Annotated in this window: 15 protein-coding genes; 4 read left to right on the top strand and 11 right to left on the bottom strand. The window is 72.0% G+C overall.

All coding sequences use genetic code 11. The annotated features are described in order from the left end of the window. Positions 1 to 109 precede the first annotated feature (109 nt). Positions 110 to 1,162 carry a LacI family DNA-binding transcriptional regulator gene (locus ACFU5G_RS03025; protein ID WP_377240648.1) on the top strand — a complete coding sequence of 351 codons (1,053 nt, stop codon included), beginning with the start codon at positions 110 to 112 and terminating at the stop codon, positions 1,160 to 1,162. 10 nt (positions 1,163 to 1,172) lie between these two features. On the opposite strand, the gene ACFU5G_RS03020 is transcribed toward ACFU5G_RS03025, so the two are convergent. Beyond that, positions 1,173 to 2,078: a CPBP family intramembrane glutamic endopeptidase gene (locus tag ACFU5G_RS03020; protein ID WP_377240646.1), complete on the bottom strand. Its 906-nt coding sequence runs from the start codon at positions 2,076 to 2,078 to the stop codon at positions 1,173 to 1,175. A 191-nt stretch (positions 2,079 to 2,269) separates the two neighbouring features. On the opposite strand from ACFU5G_RS03020, the gene ACFU5G_RS03015 reads away from it, so the two are divergent. Together ACFU5G_RS03015 and ACFU5G_RS03010 are read left to right on the top strand one after the other, a co-directional pair. After that, positions 2,270 to 2,962 (top strand): hypothetical protein, encoded by a 693-nt coding sequence (locus tag ACFU5G_RS03015; protein WP_377240644.1) that lies wholly within the window; start codon positions 2,270 to 2,272, stop codon positions 2,960 to 2,962. A 126-nt stretch (positions 2,963 to 3,088) separates the two neighbouring features. Continuing rightward, on the top strand, positions 3,089 to 3,904 hold the full coding sequence (locus ACFU5G_RS03010; RefSeq protein WP_377240642.1) for an alpha/beta fold hydrolase: 816 nt from the start codon (positions 3,089 to 3,091) through the stop codon (positions 3,902 to 3,904). 211 nt (positions 3,905 to 4,115) lie between these two features. Here the strand turns inward: ACFU5G_RS03010 and ACFU5G_RS03005 are convergent, their stop codons facing one another. The 3 genes from ACFU5G_RS03005 to ACFU5G_RS02995 all read right to left on the bottom strand — a co-directional run bounded on the left by ACFU5G_RS03005 (position 4,116) and on the right by ACFU5G_RS02995 (position 5,601). Then, positions 4,116 to 4,343, bottom strand: a complete 228-nt coding sequence (locus tag ACFU5G_RS03005) for a DUF5302 domain-containing protein (RefSeq protein ID WP_377240640.1) — start codon at positions 4,341 to 4,343, stop codon at positions 4,116 to 4,118. A gap of 113 nt (positions 4,344 to 4,456) precedes the next feature. Then, a complete protein-coding gene (gene nrdR, locus ACFU5G_RS03000) occupies positions 4,457 to 4,939 on the bottom strand; it encodes a transcriptional regulator NrdR (RefSeq protein WP_377240638.1) in 483 nt (160 codons plus the stop codon). 140 nt (positions 4,940 to 5,079) lie between these two features. Continuing rightward, positions 5,080 to 5,601, bottom strand: a complete 522-nt coding sequence (locus ACFU5G_RS02995) for a LysM peptidoglycan-binding domain-containing protein (protein ID WP_377240636.1) — start codon at positions 5,599 to 5,601, stop codon at positions 5,080 to 5,082. 191 nt (positions 5,602 to 5,792) lie between these two features. Between ACFU5G_RS02995 and lexA the strand changes: the two genes are divergently transcribed. Next, positions 5,793 to 6,608, top strand: coding sequence for a transcriptional repressor LexA (gene lexA / locus ACFU5G_RS02990; protein WP_377240634.1), 816 nt, complete (start codon positions 5,793 to 5,795; stop codon positions 6,606 to 6,608). Between the two features lie 70 nt (positions 6,609 to 6,678). On the opposite strand, the gene ACFU5G_RS02985 is transcribed toward lexA, so the two are convergent. The 7 genes from ACFU5G_RS02985 to ACFU5G_RS02955 all read right to left on the bottom strand — a co-directional run bounded on the left by ACFU5G_RS02985 (position 6,679) and on the right by ACFU5G_RS02955 (position 15,941). Continuing rightward, positions 6,679 to 7,665 (bottom strand): L-lactate dehydrogenase, encoded by a 987-nt coding sequence (locus ACFU5G_RS02985; protein ID WP_377240632.1) that lies wholly within the window; start codon positions 7,663 to 7,665, stop codon positions 6,679 to 6,681. A gap of 46 nt (positions 7,666 to 7,711) precedes the next feature. Next, the gene (locus ACFU5G_RS02980) at positions 7,712 to 9,820 is read right to left on the bottom strand and encodes an ATP-dependent DNA helicase (RefSeq protein WP_377240732.1); all 2,109 of its coding nucleotides are present in this window, start codon (positions 9,818 to 9,820) and stop codon (positions 7,712 to 7,714) included. Between the two features lie 61 nt (positions 9,821 to 9,881). Beyond that, positions 9,882 to 10,784, bottom strand: a complete 903-nt coding sequence (locus ACFU5G_RS02975) for a carbohydrate ABC transporter permease (RefSeq protein WP_377240630.1) — start codon at positions 10,782 to 10,784, stop codon at positions 9,882 to 9,884. Position 10,785: 1 nt separating this feature from the next. Further along, complete coding sequence (locus ACFU5G_RS02970) at positions 10,786 to 11,757, bottom strand: carbohydrate ABC transporter permease (protein ID WP_377240628.1); 972 nt, start codon at positions 11,755 to 11,757, stop codon at positions 10,786 to 10,788. Between the two features lie 7 nt (positions 11,758 to 11,764). Beyond that, complete coding sequence (locus ACFU5G_RS02965) at positions 11,765 to 13,138, bottom strand: ABC transporter substrate-binding protein (protein WP_377240626.1); 1,374 nt, start codon at positions 13,136 to 13,138, stop codon at positions 11,765 to 11,767. A gap of 59 nt (positions 13,139 to 13,197) precedes the next feature. Continuing rightward, a complete protein-coding gene (locus ACFU5G_RS02960; protein WP_377240624.1) occupies positions 13,198 to 14,853 on the bottom strand; it encodes a glycoside hydrolase family 13 protein in 1,656 nt (551 codons plus the stop codon). Positions 14,854 to 14,924: 71 nt separating this feature from the next. Next, on the bottom strand, positions 14,925 to 15,941 hold the full coding sequence (locus ACFU5G_RS02955) for a LacI family DNA-binding transcriptional regulator (RefSeq protein ID WP_377240622.1): 1,017 nt from the start codon (positions 15,939 to 15,941) through the stop codon (positions 14,925 to 14,927). Positions 15,942 to 16,054: the final 113 nt, after the last annotated feature.

Raw genomic sequence — 16,054 nt, 5'->3', positions numbered from 1 at the left:
ATCAGGCAGGGGTCAAGTGTCCGTTTATGGACTATGCTGGGGTCAGTTCAGTCCATCGATGCACTGGCAAATGGGCTGGATCCCGAACCGGAGGGGGCCGCACCCGCACATGGCTGGAGTCACGATCCTGGACGTCGCGCGAGCGGCGGGAGTGTCAACGAGCACCGTCTCGAACCTGCTCAACGGCCGCACGGAACGCATGCTGCCCGAGACCCGGCAGCGGGTGGAGTCCACCATCCGCAAGCTCGGCTACCGGCCCAACCGGGCCGCCCGCCAGCTCCGCACCGGCAAGCCGCAGGTCATCGGCCTGGTGGTGCCGTCCGTCGGCAACCCGTACTGGGGCGCGCTCGCGCGCCACGTCGAGGCCGCCGCGCTGACGCAGGGCTTCCACGTGCTGCTGTGCAACTCCGAGCGCGACCCCGGCCGCGAGCGCCAGTACGTCGACGAGCTGGTCTCCGACGGCATCCGCGGCATCGTGCTGTGCTCGTCCCTGCCCTCCCTGGAGCACGTCTCCAGCCTGCTGGAGGACGGCCTGCGGCTGGTCGCCTTCGACCGGACGGCGCAGGCCACCGACCCGGCGGGCCTGATCAACGTCAGCGTCGACAACACGATCGGCGCCGAGCTGATGGGCGAGCACCTGGTGTCGCTCGGCCACCGCCGGATCGCGTTCGTCTCGGGCGCCATCCGGTCGATCAACCGCACGGAGCGGTTCGAGGGTTTCCTGCGCGCCCTGGAGCGCGCGGGCATCGCGCGCCAGGACGTCGTCACCTGGCCCGGCAGCAGCGTCGACAGCCAGTTCGGCGACGTCGAGGCCGCCGAGCTGGGCAGGGTGGCCACGACCGAGCTGCTCGCCGGCCCCAACCCGCCCACCGCGATCTTCGCGGTCAACGACATGACCGCGATCGGCGTGTGCCGCGCCGTGCGCGACGCCGGGCTCGAGGTGGGCCAGGACATCTCGGTCGCCGGGTTCGACGACATCGTGCTCGCCGAGCTGTACTCACCGGCCCTGACCACGGTGCGGCAGCCCATGAAGGAGATGGCCGCCGCCGCGTTCCGCGCCCTGCACACCCCGGAGGACGACGAGGGCTCCGGCCCCGGCACGTCGCTGCTGTTCCGGCCGGAGCTCGTGGTCCGCGACTCGACGGCGCCCCTCGCGGGGTGACGGGCGGGGGTCAGGCCTCCCGCGGCGCGCGCGTGCGGTACCAGACCACCGCCGTGATCACCGCCAGCAGGACGACCGGGATCAGGTACACGACGGACCCGGCCCCGGCGGACCGGTCGGCCGACGCCCCGAGGTCGGCGTGCAGCGCCAGGGCCAGCAGGAGCCCGAAGACGTTGTTGGCGGCGTGCAGCACGACCCCGGTCTCGATGCCGCCCGTGCGCCAGGCGATCAGGGCGAACGCGACGCCGACCGCCAGAAACTGCAGGTTCAGCCACACGTCGGTCGACAGGTGGATCGTCGCGAAGAGCACGGCCGAGACGGCGACGCCGAGCGCGAGCGCGGCCCGTGGCCCGCGGCCCCAGCTCGCGGCGACCCGGAAGATCAGCCCGCGGTAGCCGTACTCCTCCCCCGCGCTCTGCAGCGGCACGACGATGATCGTGACCACGAACATGAACACGAGGTCTGCCGTCGTCCACGATCCCGCCGGGGACGGCTCCAGCACCGCGAGCACCGCCATGTAGAGCGCCCAGACCGGTGCCAGGACCAGGATCGCCCGGCCGAGGACCGCGGGCCGGAACACTCGCGCGACCGAGTGCAGCGAGGCGCCGCCGACGCCGTACAGCCAGCGCTGGATCAGCATGCTCCACGGGATAAGCAGCGCGGTGGAGGCGTAGGTGCTGGCCAGGGTGACGGTCGTGAACTCCGTACCGCCGGTGACGACGCTGTTCCGCCCGAGCGCGAGGTCGATCTGGCCCCCGAGCTGCGCGAACGCCGCGCCGAAGCCCAGCAGGCCGGCGTGCAGCAGCACGATCGCGAGGACGCCCCGGCCGATCCGGCGCTTCTCGCCCGCGAGCGCGAGGTGGTAGGGGGCTCCCGCGGGGACCGGGTGCGGCAGTCGCGTGCTGGTTCGGCTCATGTCGCAACCCTCCCGGCGGGACGTGGCGGCCGGGAGTGCCGGTCAGTCACCGGTGCACGTGACACGGCGACGGCCGACGCATGACAGGTGTCACGACCTTCCGCCCGAGGGTTGACCGGGCCCCTGCGACACGGTGTGGAGTGGTGCCCGACGGACCAGTGACGCACCCAGATCTACGGAGAGGAACCAGCGTGGCACGCGATCCCTACGGCCTTGGGGGCCTGGACGGACTCGATGACGTCGACGGGCTCGACGACGTCGACGACGGTTCGGGTGCGTGGTCGACGCCCGCACCCAGGCCCGGGGCGCCGTTGCCGCCGTTCCGCCCCTCCGCCTCGCTCGAGCGCACCCGGTTCGAGACGGTGCTCCCCGACGGCTCGGTCGCGACGGTCGACGTCGACCACATGGAGGGCCGTGCATCGCTCTACCGGGACGGCCGCCACGTGTGGTCCGCCGACATGCCGGTCCGGTTCCCGATCGGGCCGGACCGCATCGAGGTCGCCGCGAGCAGGTACGGCATGCAGCGCATCCACCTGGTCGGCACGAACGGCGGCGAGCGGCGTCTCGATCCGGCACCCGGGACGCCCGAACACTGGCGGGCCCAGCTGTCCCGGCGCCACCCGGCGCTCGGACGAGCCCTGGCCACCGCCGCCGTGCTCGTGCTGGTGGTCAACCTGACCCTGCTCGCGCCGCAGCTGCTCGAGGTGGTCACCCACCTGCCGCTCTGGACGGAACGCTTCCCGTCGTTCGTCTCGCCCGTCGATCTCCCCGCCAAGGCGAACGCGGTGCTGACCGTCGCCGCGGCCCTCGCAGGCGTCGAGCGGGCGCTCACGTTCCGGCACCACCGGCTCCTGGACGTGGAGACGGACGGGATGAGTGCGTGACGTCGGTGTGCCCCGGCCCCGTCGCGAGACGACAGAGGCCGCCGTTCAGCCGGGCCTGCGGCGGAACATCTTCTGCCTGCGCTGGTCTTGATCCGAGCCCCGCCGGTCGGCTGGGACACTACGACCGTGGACACCGGACGTGAGGCGGCCCGACGCACCGAGGACGACCTCGGCATCACTCACACCTGGGGAGATGGACCCGAAGTCGTCTTCCTCAGCAACCCGCTCGCCGACCCGGTCGCATGGTCCGCCGCCACACGCGGCGACCTCCTGCGCGCCGGCCACCGAGTCACGACGTTCGAGCACCGCCCCGAGCAGGACGACTGGTGCAGCGTCGTCGCCTGCGTCACGGAGTTCGTGGAACGCAGGGAGGCGCCGGTCGCGCTGGTCGGCTGGTCGCAGGGCGCTGCGGTCGCGCAGGAGGTCGCCCTCGCAGCCCCGACCAGAGTCCGGGCCGCTGCCCTGCTCGCGCCCTACGGACGCCAGAACCAGATCGACGTCATCCTCCAGCAGGCATGGGACGACCTCCTCGACCACGGCACCGACAGCCTGCGGCTCCTCTTGAACCTGCTCACGGCGTTTCCGCCCGAGCGGCTGGCCGACGACGGCTTCGTGAGGCACCTGCGCGCCACGCAAGACGACTGGTCCGGGCCGCCCGACCCGCAGGCGCGACGCCGGTCCGCAGGATTCATCAGGTCCTATCAGGACCGGCTCTCCCGCCTTGCCGACGTCGTGGTCCCGTGCTTGGTCGTGGGTTTCGAGCTCGACACCGACACCTTCGCAGCCCGAGCCCGCGAGGTCGCCGACGCGATCCCCGGCGCGGAGTACCTCGAGCTGCCTGGCCTTGGCCACGCCGCCCCCGCCACGGATCCACACCAGGTCTGGCCGCCCGTTCTCAGCTTTCTCACGCGGCACCATCCGGTCTCGGCGTCAGCAGCGTAGGCCTCGAGCCGCTCGCGCACGTCCGCGTCGGCGAACAACAGATGGCGCCCGGCCCTGCGGCTGGACCTGCTTCGTGGGCAGCCATCGGCACCCCATTCGTGGCAGGAATCGTGACACTCTCCTCGCACCGGCTCTCACTCCGTCCTGCGTGAGAACGACAAAGGCCGCCGACCCGGTGATTCACCAGGTCGGCGGCCTCTGCGGCCGAGGATCAGCCGGACTTGCGGCGGAACATCTTCTGGACCGGGCCGGTCGTCTCCGAGCCGTGCACAGATCCCGTGTTCACGTCGCCGGCGGCAGATCGACCGCGTGCGGCGTTCTTCCGGTCCAGCGCTTCCTTGAACCGCGCCTTCGCGTCCGTGCTCGGCGCGGTCGCGGCCTTGGGCGCCTCTGCGTCCTGGGCCACTGCCTCCTCGGCATCGGTCTTCTCGTCCGTCACACCGATCACCTCCTCTTGTTTCGGGGGTCCCACGATCGGGTCCGTCGTCGGCCCCAGCCTGCACCACGGCGCGCCGGGGTGCCAATCGCTTTTTCGCCCCGGCCGGCCGGGGTCTACGCCTGAGCCGCGGCCCGCTCCGCCTCACGCTCGGCGCGCTCGGCGCGCAGCGAGGTGATCGCGCTCTCGAAGTCCTCGAGCGAGTCGAACGACTGGTAGACGCTGGCGAAGCGGAGGTAGGCCACCTCGTCGAGCTCGCGCAGGGGGCCGAGGATCGCGAGGCCCACCTCGTACGCGTCGATCTCCGCGCTGCCGTTGCTGCGCAGGGTCTCCTCGACCCGCTGGGCCAGGATCGCGAGATCGTCGTCGCTGACGGGGCGGCCCTGGCACGCCTTGCGGACGCCGGCCGCGACCTTGTCCCTGCTGAAGGGTTCGGTGGCGCCGGAGCGCTTCACGATCGAGAGGCTCGCCGTCTCGACGGTGGTGAACCGACGGTTGCAGTTCGGGCACTGCCTTCTGCGCCGGATCGACAGGCCGTCGTCGGCGGTCCGCGAGTCGACCACGCGCGAGTCGGCGTGGCGACAGAACGGGCAGTGCATGCTTCACTCCTGCATGGTCGGCCACGGACCGGAGACATCCGGTCGCGCCCCGACCGTAAGCGGGCAAACCACCCCCATGCAACATCGCCGCAACATTTGACGGCGAATCGTCGCCTCTGGCCAGTTTGGGCGCCCTTAGCTCACTCCTTCGGGAGCAGGAGCAGCTCGCCGACCCGCACCGTGGCGGACGACATCTCGTTCAGGTCCTGGAGCCGGGAGACGGCGTGCCGCACGTCCTCGCCGGGCCGCGCGACCTCCTGGGCGAAGCCCCAGAGGGTCTCCCCCGGCTGGACCGCGTGCACCCGGACCTCGGTCGGTTCGCCGGGCGAGCTCGCGACGGCGGTCGCGCCCCACGTGACCATCGGCGCGACCAGGAGCATCGCCAGGAGCACCAGCACGAACCGGCCGCGACGGGTGAGCCGCAGGCCGTCGAGCCCGAGCCGGTCGGCGACCGAGCGCGCGCCCTGCGGGGCGTACGGCCGGTGCGACTCTTGCGCTCGGGACATTCCCTGGGCCGGGGCGACCGCGCGAGGCCCGGCCGGGGCGACCTTCCGGACGGCCGGGTGCGCCGGGCTGAGCCGGTACGCCCGCACCGCCGCACTCGTTCCGGACACCTGCCCGTACGCCGGGGTGTACTGCCGCAGCGGGATCACGTCCCCCATGGCCCCTCCTCGAAAGACGACTCGAACTCTTGTCCGTCATACACACGTTCGTCGAACGCTCGTACCATTGTGTAGCACGGGACACCGTCGATGTCGAGACACGCTCGAACATTCGTTTGAGCCGAGTGGAATTGTGATCTAGAGTGGGCAGCGCACAGGAGAACATTTGTCGGAACGGGAGGGGCACGGGCATGACGGGACGGGACGGGACCAGCGACACGAGAGCCGTCGACACGGCACTCTCGGGTGTCGCCACGTTGGACGCGCCGGGCGACGGAGTCGTCGCCGACGTGCACACGATCTCGCCGGCAGACCGCCTCACCGAGCGGCAGCGCCTTGTGCTGGACACGATTCGGCAGTCGTTCGAGACGCGCGGTTACCCGCCGTCGATGCGAGAGATCGGCGAGGCCGTCGGGCTGGCCAGCCCGTCGAGCGTCAAGCACCAGCTCCAGATGCTGGAGAAGAAGGGCTTCCTGCGCCGCGACCCCAACCGGCCGCGCGCGATGGAGCTCGTCGAGCCCATGGCGGAGCAGGTCGACAAGCCGTCGCGCGGCGAGATCCACTGGCCGGAGCCGCGCCGCAGCGGCCAGGTGCACTGGGGCAGCTCGGTGCCCGACGACGCGAGCACCCCGCCGCCGTCGTACGTGCCGCTCGTCGGCCGGATCGCGGCCGGTGGCCCGATCCTCGCCGAGCAGGTCGTCGAGGACGTCTTCCCGCTCCCCCGCCAGCTGGTCGGTGACGGCGAGCTGTTCCTGCTCAAGGTCGCGGGCGACTCCATGGTCGATGCCGCGATCTGCGACGGCGACTGGGTCGTCGTGCGCCGCCAGAACGTGGCGGAGCAGGGCGAGATCGTCGCCGCCATGATCGACGGCGAGGCCACGGTCAAGACGTTCAAGCAGACCGACGGGCACGTGCTGCTGCTGCCGCAGAACCCGGCCTACGAGCCCATCCCGGGTGACGAGGCGCAGATCCTGGGCCGCGTCGTCGCGGTGCTGCGGAGCCTCTGAGGTAGGTCTCGACAGGCTCGACCAGCAATCGCTGGTCGAGCCTGTTCTTGTTGGTCGAGCTTGTCGAGACCTAGAACCCGAACCTTCGCTGCACCGCCCGCACGCTCTCCGCGGACGCGCGCAGCCCGGCCAGCTCGTCGTCGGACATCGGCACGGGTACCGCGCCGGTGACTCCCCGCCGGTCCACCAGCGACGGCACGGACAGGCACACGTCGCTGATGCCGTGGTAGTCGTCCAGCAGCGAGGACACCGGCATGATCCGCCGCTCGTCCTTGAGCACGGCCTCGATGATGCGCGTCGCGGCCAGGCCGACGGCGTAGTTGGTGGCGCCCTTGCCCGCGATGATCCGGTAGGCGGAGTCGACCACCTCGTGGTGCACCTCGGCCCGCGTCGCCGAGTCGATGGGCCCGGCGCCGCCCACCGGCACCCAGTCGAGCAGCGGCACGCCGCCGATCGAGGCCGAGCTCCACAGCGCGATCTCCGAGTCGCCGTGCTCGCCCGCGATGTAGGCGTGCACGTTCCCGACGGCCACGCCGCACCGTTCGGCGAGCACCACGCGCAGCCGCGAGGAGTCCAGCACGGTGCCGCTGCCGAAGAGCCGCTCGGGCGGCAGGCCCGAGATCTTGAGGGCCGCGTAGGTCACCACGTCCACGGGGTTGGTCACCATCAGGTAGGTCGCGTCCGGCGCGACCTCGACCAGGCCCGGCAGGATGTTGCGCATCAGCCCGATGGTCGCCTCCGCCAGGTCGACGCGGCTCTGGCCCGGCTTCTGCTTGGCCCCCGCGGTCACGACGACGACGTCGGCCCCCTCGCACACCGCCGGGTCGTCCGAGCCGATCACGTGCGCCTGGGGCGTGAACATCAGGCCGTGCTGCAGGTCGAGCACCTCGGCGTCGACCTTCTGCCGGTCGATGTCCAGCAGCGCGATGGTGCGCGCCGAACCGCGGGTCAGCGCCGCGAAGGCGAGCGTTGAGCCCACCGCCCCGGCGCCCACCACGGCGATCTTGGTGGTCCGGGAGGCGGGCTGGGCGGCGGGGACGTCCGGGGTGGCTGCCATGCCCTCAGGCTAGGCGCAGAGGCCCCGGCGGCGCGGGCCGCGACGGCTACGTGTCGAGCCGGGCGAGCGCGGCGCGGACCAGCTTCGGGTCGGTGGTGGGCCAGAACCCGGGCATGGACCGGGTGAGGAAGGACGCGTACCGCGCCGTCGCGAGCCGCGGGTCCAGGACCGCGACGACACCCCGGTCGTCCATGCTGCGGACCAGGCGCCCCGCGCCCTGCGCGAGCAGCAGCGCGGCGTGCTGCGCCGAGACCGCCATGAACCCGTTGCCGCCCGCCTGCTCGATGGCGCGGGCGCGCGCGGCCTTGACCGGGTCGTCGGGCCGCGGGAACGGGATGCGGTCGATGAGCACGAGCTGGTTCGACGGCCCGGGGACGTCGACGCCCTGCCAGAGGGACAACGTGCCGAACAGGCACGTGGCCGGGTCGTCGGCGAACTCCCGCACCAGGGTGGGCAGCTGGTCGTCACCCTGCGCCAGGATCGGGAAGTCGAGCCGCTCCCGCATGGCCTCGGCGGCGGCGTTCGCGGCACGCCGGGACGAGAACAGGCCGAGCGTGCGGCCGCCGGCGGCCGTGATGAGCTCGGCGATCTCGTCGAGCTGCGCCTCGGTGGTGGGCTCCCGGCCAGGGGCCGGCAGGTGCCGCGCGATGTAGAGGATGCCCTGCTTCGGGTAGTCGAAGGGGCTGCCCGCGTCCAGGCCGTGCCACGGCGGGGCGTCCTCACCCTTGAGCCCGAGGGTGCCGGCCACGGCGTCGAACGTGCCGCCGAGCGCGAGGGTGGCCGAGGTGAACACACCGGTCGACTCCCCCAGCAGGTGCGTGCGGATCAGGCCCGCGACGTGCAGCGGGGCGGCGTGCAGCCGCGTCACGTTGTCGCCGAACCCGCCCCAGCCGTTGTCCGGGCGCGAGCACCACAGCACGTCGGCGGTCGTGTCCTGCGACGCCATGCGCTCGGCCGTCTCGAAGAGCTGGAGCATGGCGCCCTGCGCCATCTTGAGTCCCGGGTCGGGCTGGCCCGCGTCCTTGGCCTTCGCGCCCTTGCCGCCGGCCTCGGGCTTGAGCGTGCTCAGCACCTCGCGCGCGGCGTCCCGCACCGCGCCGACCGCCGTGCGCAGCTCGTCCGGCAGGCCGCTCGGGAACCGCTCCGCTGGTGCGGTGAGCAGCAGCGTGCCGAGGTTCTGCGCCGCGGCGTCGAGGTTGTCGGTGTTCGTCCCGGCGTGCCGCCGGGCTAGCCGCGCCGCGCTCTCCACGGACGCCATGGACAGGTCCACGGTGGCCGACGACGTCACGCGGTCGGTGAGCTCGTGCGCCTCGTCCACCACGACGACGTCGTGCTCCGGGAGCACGCCCGGGCTGCCCGTGGCCGCGATACCGAGCATCGCGTGGTTGGTGACCACCACGTCCGCCTCGCGGGCGGCGGCCCGCGCCTTGTCCGGGAAGCACTCGGCGAGCATGGGGCACTTGCCGCCCAGGCACTCCATGGCCGTCACCGACACCTGGCGCCAGGCCCGCTCGGGCACGCCGGGCACCAGGTCGTCGCGGTCGCCGCTGTCCGTCTCGCCCGCCCACTCGTGCAGGCGCCGGACGTGGTCGGCGAGCGTGGCGCCGTCGTCCCGCCGCCGCGACCGGCCGGCCCCGCCCGAGGCCTCCTCGGTCTTGGGGTGGTCCTCGCCGCCGGGCAGGTCGAAGAGGGTGGTCTCGTCCTCCGGGTAGCCGCCGCCCACCTTGTGCACGCACAGGTAGTTGTGCCAGCCCTTGAGCAGCGCGACGCGCGGCTCGCGCGGCAGCGCCGGCGCGACGGCCTTGGCCACGAGCGGCAGGTCGCGCGTGATGACCTGCCGCTGCAGGGCGAGGGTCGCGGTGGAGACGATGACCTTGCTCTGCGCGGCCACGGCGTGCCGGACGGCGGGCACCAGGTACCCGAGCGACTTACCGGTACCCGTACCCGCCTGGACCAGCAGGTGCTCGCCCTTGTCGATGGCCTCGCCGACCGCGACGGCCATGGCGTGCTGGCCCTCTCTGCGCCCGCCGCCGAGCTGTCCGACCGCGAGGTCGAGCAGCTCCTCCACCTCGGGAATCTCGGCGGAATCGGTGCTTGCGGCGGGTGCGTCGGAAAGGCTGGTCACACCGTCGATCCTAGGCCGGACCACCGACATCCACCCTGCCTCGTCCACAGGCCCGGCCACCCGCCGGGCGGCCGGGCGCATGCCGTCCGGACTACCCCTTCACGGCCCCGCCGAGGCCCGCACCGCTGAGGAACAGGCGCTGGAACGCCAGGAACAGCACGATGGGCAGCACGGTCGAGATCGCGAGCGCCGCGAGGAACACGTCGAGCTCCAGGTAGGGCGCGATCGCGGGCAGGCGGACGGACAGCGGCTGGTTGTCCGGGTCGGGCAGCACCAGCAGCGGCCAGAGGTAGTCCTTCCACGCGGCGATCACGGCGAACACCGAGACGACGCCGAGGATGGGCTTGGACATCGGCAGCACGATGGACCACAGCAGCCGGAAGGGTCCGGCGCCGTCGACCCGCGCGGCCTCGAAGACCTCGCGCGGCAGGCCGTCGAAGAACCGCTTGACCAGCAGCACGTTGAACGCGCTGGCGCCCATGGGCAGCCAGACCGCCCAGAAGGTGTTGAGCAGGCTGATGTTCAGGAGCGGCACGTCGAGGATCGTCAGGTACAGCGGCACGAGCAGCACGACCGCCGGCACGAAGAGCGTGGCGAGCACGAGGCCGAAGATCAGGTTGCCGTACCGGGGGCGCAGCACGGACAGCACGTAGCCGCCCGTGGTCGCGACGAGGAGCTGGAAGAACCAGGCCCCCACCGCGAGGATCAGCGTGTTGACGAAGTAGTGGTCGATCTCGGCCCGGCCCCACGCGGTGGCGAGGTTGGCCCAGTCGACGCCGTTCGGGAAGAGGCCCAGCGGCTGGCGCAGCGTGTCCTGCGTCGGGGTGACCGCGGCCTTCGCGAGCCACAGGATCGGCCCGAGCCCGGCGAACACCAGGGTGACCAGGAGGCCGCCCTGGAGCACGCCGAGCGAGCCCCGTACGCTCGCCCGGCGCCGGTCGTGGGCCGAGACGATGCCGCGCTCGGCGACCGCGGCCTGGTTCTTGACTGCCATCTCAGCTGCTCCAGGGTCGGGTCACGCGGAAGTAGATCGCGGACAGGACGGCCAGGACGCCCGCGAGCATGAGGCTCAGTGCGGTCGCGGCCCCGTAGTTGCCGCCGAGGCTGCTGCCGAACGCGTAGTCGTAGATCAGCATGAGGATCGTCAGCGTCGAGTTGTTGGGGCCGCCGCCGGTGAACAGGAACGGCTCCAGGAACACCTGGGAGGTGCCGATGACCTGCAGGATCAGCGTGATGAACAGGACGCCGCGCAGCTGCGGCAGGGTCACGTGCCAGATCTTGCGCCACACGCCGGCGCCGTCCACCTCGGCGGCCTCGTAGAGCTCGGTGCGGACCCCGACCAGGGCGGCGAGGTAGATGATGACGGTGCCGCCGGCCGCGGCCCAGGTCGCCTCGAGCACCAGGGACGGCATGGCGCTGGACGCGTTCTGCAGCCACGGGAAGGGCCCGAGGCCGACCCAGCCGGCGATGGTGTTGAACACGCCGGTCGGTGAGGCGTCGTAGAAGAACTTCCACAGCAGCACGGCCACGACGGGCGGTACGACGACGGGCAGGTACGCGAGCGCCGAGAACAGGCCGCGCATGCGCCGCACCTCGCTCATCAGGACGGCGGCGGCCAGCGGCAGCGGGTAGCCGAAGACCAGCGCGAGCACGGCGAACCACAGGGTGTTCGCCACGGCCTTGCCCAGCAGGGGGTCCTGCAGCACGAACACGAAGTTGTCGAGCCCCACGAACTCGGGGGTCGAGATGAGGTTGGTCTGCTGGACGCTCATGACGAGCGCCCGGCCGATCGGGAACCAGGAGAACACCCCGAAGACCAGGATCATCGGCAGGGCGATGACCAGGGTGCTCAGGCCGCCGTCGCGCAGCCAGTCCCGGGGCGTGCGGCGGGCACGCCTGCGGGGTCCGGACGACGACGGCGGGGCGTCCGCCGTCGTCGCCCGGAGCGGGCTGGACAGTGTCGTCATCCCAGGGTCAGCTGCGGTCGAGCAGTCCCTGGACCTGGGTCTGGGCGTCGGCGAGGAGCGCGTCGATGTCCGCGTTCTCGTCCGTCAGCACAGCCTGGACCACCGGGTCGAGTGCCGCGTACACGTCCTGGGTGGCGACGGCGGGCTCGGGGATGACGGGCTGGTCGAACATCTGGTCCGTCATCGGCGCGAAGTTCTCCAGCGGGACGTTGACGAGGTCCTTGATCCAGCTCTGCTGCTCCTCGTAGGTCGCCCGGTCGAAGATCGGCAGGGCGGGGGCACCGACGGGCTGGTCGGTCTCGGCGGCGACCTCGGCCTCGGCCACGGCGGCGTCCTGGTCGGTCAGCTTGGAGATGTAGTAGAAGTCGATCCACTTCACGGCCGCGGCCTGCTCGGCCTCGGACGCCGCGGAGCTCACCGCGGCCAGCGTGCCGCCGCCGAGCGTGCCGGCGTCGTCGCCCTCCAGGGGCAGCACGGTGACGCCGTACTCGTCCGGGTTCATCTTGTTCTGCGTGAACAGGTTGGGGTAGTTGGCGCCGCCCGAGACGTACATGCCGATCTTGCCGGCGGCGAAGTCCTGGTTGATGGTGCCCCAGTCGTACAGGAAGGACGACCCCATGGAGTTGTCCTCCCAGCGCATCTCGCGCAGCATCTCCAGGGCCGCGACCGTGGCGTCGTTGTCGACGGTCGCGGTGGTCTCCTCGCCCTCGCCCTCGGTCATGCGGCCGCCCAGGGCGTAGGTCTCGGTGGTGAGGATCCAGCCGCCGGTGTTGCTCTGGGTCATGTGGGCGTAGCCCGCCTGGCCGGTCTTGTCCGCGATGGTCTTGGCGGCCTCGCGCACCTCGTCCCAGGTGGCCGGGGGGTTGTCCGGGTCGAGCCCGGCCTCCTCGAAGAGCGCCCGGTTGTAGTGCAGGCCCTGGTTGTAGGCGGCGATCGGGACGGCCCACATGGCGCCCTCGGCGTCCTGGCCCGCGGCGGCGATCGTGGGGTTGAACTGGTCGGCGTACGGCAGCTCGGCCACCAGGTCGCTGACGTCGGCGATCTGCCCGCGCTCGATGAGCGCCCGGCCGTCGGTGAACGGGATCGGGAACACGTCGGGCAGGGTGCCGCCCGCGAGCTCGGCGGCGAACGTGGTGCCGGACCAGGTGAACTCCTTGGTCTCCACCTTGATGTCCGGGTTGGCCTCCTCGAACTGCGCGATGCGCTCGTCGAACGCGTCGATCGCGGGCTGCTCGAGGCCGGCGTCGATCGAGACCTCGATGGTCACGGGACCTTCCGGCTCCTCGGCGGCGTCGGTCGACGAGCCGCAGGCCGTGAGGGTTCCCGCGAGCGACAGGACACCCACCAGGGCGAACGCCGCGCGCTTGTTTGCTGACTTCATTGTCACTCCTTGGTCGTGTGCCGCCGGGACGGCACGTCTGGGGGAAAGCTGGGAGGTGATCAGGACGGCAGGCCGAGCCAGACAGCGATGTCCGGGCCGACGGCGCCGTCGACGGGGCCGCTCGCCAGGAGCACGGTGGCCCCGGCGGGCAGGGGGACGGGGGTCGTCCCGAGGTTGACGACGCAGGCGAAGCCGGCGCCGCGAGCGAAGGCGAGGACGTTGTCGCCGCCGAGGTCGAGCCAGGTCAGCTCCTCGGCGTGCAGCGCCGGGAGGTCGCGCCGCAGGTGCAGCGCCGTGCGGTACAGGCTGAGCATCGAGTCCGGGTCGCCGTCCTGCGCCTGCACCGACCGGTCCGCCCAGCCGGCGGGCTGGGGCAGCCAGGGCGCGGCGCCGTCGTCCGGCCCGAAGCCCAGGCTGGTGCCGGTGCGCGACCACGGCAGCGGCACGCGGCAGCCGTCGCGGCCGGGGTCCACGCCCTCGGACCGGAAGTGCATGGGGTCCTCGATCAGCTCCCGCGGCACGTCCGCCTCGGGCAGGCCGAGCTCGTCGCCCTGGTAGACGTACAGCGCGCCCGGCAGGGCGCCGGTCAGCAGAGCGGCGGCGCGTGCCCGGCGGGTGCCGAGGTCCAGGTCGGACGGCGTGCCGAACCGCTTGGCGGCGAAGTCGAAGGAGGAGTCCTCGCGGCCGTACCGGGTCACGGGCCGGGTGACGTCGTGGTTGGACAGCACCCAGGTGGCCGGGGCGCCGACGGGCGCGTGCGCCTCGAGCGTGGTGCGGATCGACTCGCGCAGCTCCTTGGCGTCCCAGGGGCGCGCCATGAAGTCGAAGTTGAACGCGGTGTGCATCTCGTCGGGCCGCAGGTACTGGGCGAACCGCTCGTGGTCCGCGAGCCACACCTCGCCCACCAGCACGCGCGGCTCGGCGTAGTCGTCGGCCACCCGGCGCCAGCCGCGGTAGACGTCGTGGATCTCGTCGCGGTCCAGGTGCGGGTGCTCCCCCGGGCCAGGCGTCGCGGGCACCTCGGGCAGCGCCGGGTCCTTGATGATGAGCGCCGCCGAGTCGATCCGGATGCCGGCCGCGCCGCGGTCGAACCAGAACCGCAGCACGTCCTCGTGCTCCTGCCGCACGTCGGGGTGGTTCCAGTTCACGTCCGGCTGCTCGGGCGTGAACAGGTGCAGGTACCACTGGCCGGGCGTGCCGTCCGGGTTGGTGGTCCGGGTCCAGGTCTCGCCCTGGAAGCTGGAGACCCAGCCCGTGGGCATCTGGTCGCCGCCGGGGCCCTTGCCGTCGTCGAACCAGAACCGCTCGCGCTCCGGCGAGCCCGGGCCGGCCGCGAGCGCCGCCTGGAACCACTCGTGCTCCGAGGAGATGTGGTTGGGCACCACGTCGACGATGGTGCGGATGCCCAGCTCGCGGGCCTCGGCGATCAGCGCCTCGGCATCCGCCAGCGTGCCGAACGCGGGGTCGATCGTGCGGTAGTCCCGCACGTCGTAGCCGCCGTCCGCCAGGGGCGAGGCGTACCAGGGCGTGTACCAGATCGCGTCGACACCGAGGTCGCGCAGGTAGCCCAGGCGGGAGCGGACGCCGGCGAGGTCACCGGTGCCGTCGCCGTTCCCGTCCGCGAAGCTGCGGGGATAGATCTGGTAGATCACGGCGCTGCGCCACCACTCGTCTGCGGGGCGCGGCTCGAGGGTCGCGTCGGACGTCGTCGTCATGTCGTGAACCGTAAATCACATGACAACGACCGCGCAAGAACTCGACAGCTACTTGATGAAATTGTGACAGGTCAGCGTGCGGCTACCTTCGCCATGGCGGTCGAGGCGCGCACCACGAGCTCGGGCTCGAACAGCAGCTCGTCGCGCGCGACGTCGCCGCCGCCGATCAGCGCGGCCAGCAGGTCGACGGCGGCCCGGCCCATCGGCTCGATCGGCTGGCGCACCGTGGTCAGCGCGGGGTCGGTGGAGTTCATCAGCGCGGAGTCGTCGAAGCCCACGACGGACACGTCCGCCGGGCAGGCCAGACCGGCCCGGCGCACCGCCCGGATCGCACCCAGGGCCAGGGGGTCGCTGGCGCAGACGATGGCCGTCGCACCCGCCTCGACCAGGCGGTTCGCCGCCGCCTGACCGCTCTCCAGGGAGTACTGCGAGTGCACGACCAGCGCGGGATCGAGCTCCAGGTCGTGCCGCTGCGCGAACCGCTGGGCGGCGGCGAGCTTGCGCTCCGAGGGCACGTGGTCGGCCGGGCCGAGGAGCAGGCCGACCCGCTGGTGCCCCAGCGACGTGACGTGGCCCATGGCCTGCTCCATGGCCACGAGGTCGTCGCAGGCCACGCGCGGAAAGGCGAGGTCCTCGATCGAGGCGTTCATCAGCACCACGGGCAGGCCCAGGTCCTCAAGCCGCCGGTAGTGGGCGTGGTCGGCCTCGCGCTCGGCGTAGAAGCCGCCCGCGAAGATCACCCCCGAGACCTGCTGGGCCAGGAGCAGGTCGATGTACTCGGCCTCGGTCACGCCGCCGGCCGTGCGGGTGCACAGCACCGGGGTGAACCCCTGCTGGGCCAGCGCACCGCCGATCACCTCGGCGAACGCCGGGAAGATCGGGTTCACGAGCTCGGGCAGCACCAGCCCCACGAGCTTGCCGCGGCTGCCGCGCAGCTTGGTGGGCCGCTCGTAGCCCAGCACGTCCAGGGCGGTGAGCACCGCGTCCCGGGTGCCCTGGGACACCCCGGGCTTCCCGTTGAGCACACGACTGACCGTCGCCTCGCTCACGCCTACCTTCTTCGCCACATCGGCAAGCCGTCTCGACATACATCGATCCTAGCCACGCGGAACGCAAATCGCTTGCAGGGGTTGCAGCGCTCTGCAAGTCGCTTGCGTTGACCGGACATGCCCCGGGAACGCGACGACGCCCCGGTCACGCG

Source organism: Promicromonospora sp. NPDC057488 (genome assembly GCF_042802395.1).
Classification (GTDB): domain Bacteria; phylum Actinomycetota; class Actinomycetes; order Actinomycetales; family Cellulomonadaceae; genus Promicromonospora.
Note: the sequence above shows the minus strand (reverse complement) of the source record. Positions and strands in the feature narration are given on the sequence as shown.

Coding starts and splice junctions, on each gene's coding strand:
- ACFU5G_RS03025 (WP_377240648.1), top strand. CDS start 110: ATGGCTGGAGTCACGATCCTGGACGTCGCGCGAGCGGCGGGAGTGTCA.
- ACFU5G_RS03020 (WP_377240646.1), bottom strand. CDS start 2,078: ATGAGCCGAACCAGCACGCGACTGCCGCACCCGGTCCCCGCGGGAGCC.
- nrdR (WP_377240638.1), bottom strand. CDS start 4,939: ATGCACTGCCCGTTCTGTCGCCACGCCGACTCGCGCGTGGTCGACTCG.
- ACFU5G_RS02995 (WP_377240636.1), bottom strand. CDS start 5,601: ATGGGGGACGTGATCCCGCTGCGGCAGTACACCCCGGCGTACGGGCAG.
- lexA (WP_377240634.1), top strand. CDS start 5,793: ATGACGGGACGGGACGGGACCAGCGACACGAGAGCCGTCGACACGGCA.
- ACFU5G_RS02985 (WP_377240632.1), bottom strand. CDS start 7,665: ATGGCAGCCACCCCGGACGTCCCCGCCGCCCAGCCCGCCTCCCGGACC.
- ACFU5G_RS02980 (WP_377240732.1), bottom strand. CDS start 9,820: ATGTCGGTGGTCCGGCCTAGGATCGACGGTGTGACCAGCCTTTCCGAC.
- ACFU5G_RS02975 (WP_377240630.1), bottom strand. CDS start 10,784: ATGGCAGTCAAGAACCAGGCCGCGGTCGCCGAGCGCGGCATCGTCTCG.
- ACFU5G_RS02970 (WP_377240628.1), bottom strand. CDS start 11,757: ATGACGACACTGTCCAGCCCGCTCCGGGCGACGACGGCGGACGCCCCG.
- ACFU5G_RS02965 (WP_377240626.1), bottom strand. CDS start 13,138: ATGAAGTCAGCAAACAAGCGCGCGGCGTTCGCCCTGGTGGGTGTCCTG.
- ACFU5G_RS02960 (WP_377240624.1), bottom strand. CDS start 14,853: ATGACGACGACGTCCGACGCGACCCTCGAGCCGCGCCCCGCAGACGAG.
- ACFU5G_RS02955 (WP_377240622.1), bottom strand. CDS start 15,941: ATGTCGAGACGGCTTGCCGATGTGGCGAAGAAGGTAGGCGTGAGCGAG.